The following is a 1,439-nucleotide window of genomic DNA, read 5'->3' on the forward strand; positions in this document are numbered from 1 at the left end:
CTAGTAGTACTTCGTTAGGTCCGAAGTGGTCGGGTGTGCCCTGCCTGGCGCGTGGTGGGTAACTCGCGGTGGCAGGTGGGGCATTCGCCGGTCCAGGCCCGTATCAGGTCCTGGATGGCGTCGAGGACTCGGTAGAAGGTCAGGCCGGCGCCTCGGCTTTTGGGTCGAGGCGCCGGAGGGTGAGGAAGGCGTGGGCGGCGGTGACGAGGGTGACGTGGTGGTGCCAGCCTCGCCAGGTACGGCCCTCGAAATGGTCCAGGCCCAGGCCGTGCTTCATCTCGCGGTAGTCGTGCTCGATGCGCCAGCGGATCTTGGCCAGGCGCACGAGCCGGCGGATCGCCGTGTCGGGCGGAAGGCTGGTGAGCCAGTAGTCCGTCGGCGCGTCCTCGCCGGCAGGCCATTCGACCAGCAGGGTCTCGGCCGGCAGGACGCCGTCCCAGGCCGCGCCGCCGCCCGCGTCCGCGGCGGCGAGAGTGCGGGGGATCTTCCCCGCCGCTCTCACCTGCAGGACACGGAACCTTGAGCGCATCACCCCGCGGCTGCCCTGGCGCCAGGTGACCTGCCGAAACGCCCGGCGCCCGGCTTCGGTGGCGAGTTCGCGCAAGGCGATGGAGTCGGTGCGGTAGCGGGGCAGTGTCCTGCGGCCGGCGCCGCTGTAAGCGGGCGCCTCGGGCTCCGCGTCGTGGCGGTGCGCGCTCTCGTCCCCGCGCACCGCCACGATGTAGTCCATGCCCCGCGAGCGCAGGCCATGGCGGAACGCGGCGGACTGGCCGTAGCCGGCGTCGGCGACCACGACCTGCGGGGCGAGCCCCCAGGAGACCAGCTCTTCGAGAGCGTCAATGGCCAGCCGCCACTTCTCGATGTGCCCGACCTCCGGCGGCAGGCCGGTGCGCTGGCGGCGCACGTCGTCGCGCTCGTCCCAGTCCGGCGGCACGAACAGTCGCCAGGACAGTGGGCTGGACGCCTGGTCGGTGACGGCGTGGACGCTCACTCCGACCTGGCAGAGCGAGCGCTTGCCCAGCGCGCCGCAGTACTGCCGCGAGGTGGCCACGGACTGGTCTCCGGCCTTCGGGAACGAGGTGTCGTCGATCACCCACGCCTGCGGTGTGAGGGCGGCGGTCATCTTCCGGGCGATCTGCCGCAGCACCGGCATGTGGTCCCACGGCGACTGGCTGACGAACTGCTGCAACGCCTGCATGTTCCCGTCCGGCAGCCGCTCGGCCATCGGCTGGATCGACTTGCGCCGCCCGTCCAGCATCAGCCCGCGCAGATAGCACTCCCCCTGCCGGCGCTGATCCTTGCGCGCGAGCGATGCGAAGACCTCGGCCACGAAATCGCCGAGGTCACCGCGAAGCTTCTCCACCTCACCAAGATCCACAAACCGCAGCATGCACCGCCACAGCCACCAAGATCAAACCAACCTAACGAAGTACTACTAG

General features: G+C 70.3%; 1 protein-coding gene. It reads right to left on the reverse strand.

Annotated features, from left to right (window positions below; translation table 11 throughout):
- Positions 1-139 precede the first annotated feature (139 nt).
- Positions 140-1,378 carry an IS701 family transposase gene (locus IF30_RS0140215; RefSeq protein ID WP_037903049.1) on the reverse strand — a complete coding sequence of 413 codons (1,239 nt, stop codon included), beginning with the start codon at positions 1,376-1,378 and terminating at the stop codon, positions 140-142.
- Positions 1,379-1,439 lie beyond the last annotated feature (61 nt).

Source organism: Streptomyces sp. NRRL S-350, from assembly GCF_000719705.1.
Lineage (GTDB): Bacteria > Actinomycetota > Actinomycetes > Streptomycetales > Streptomycetaceae > Kitasatospora.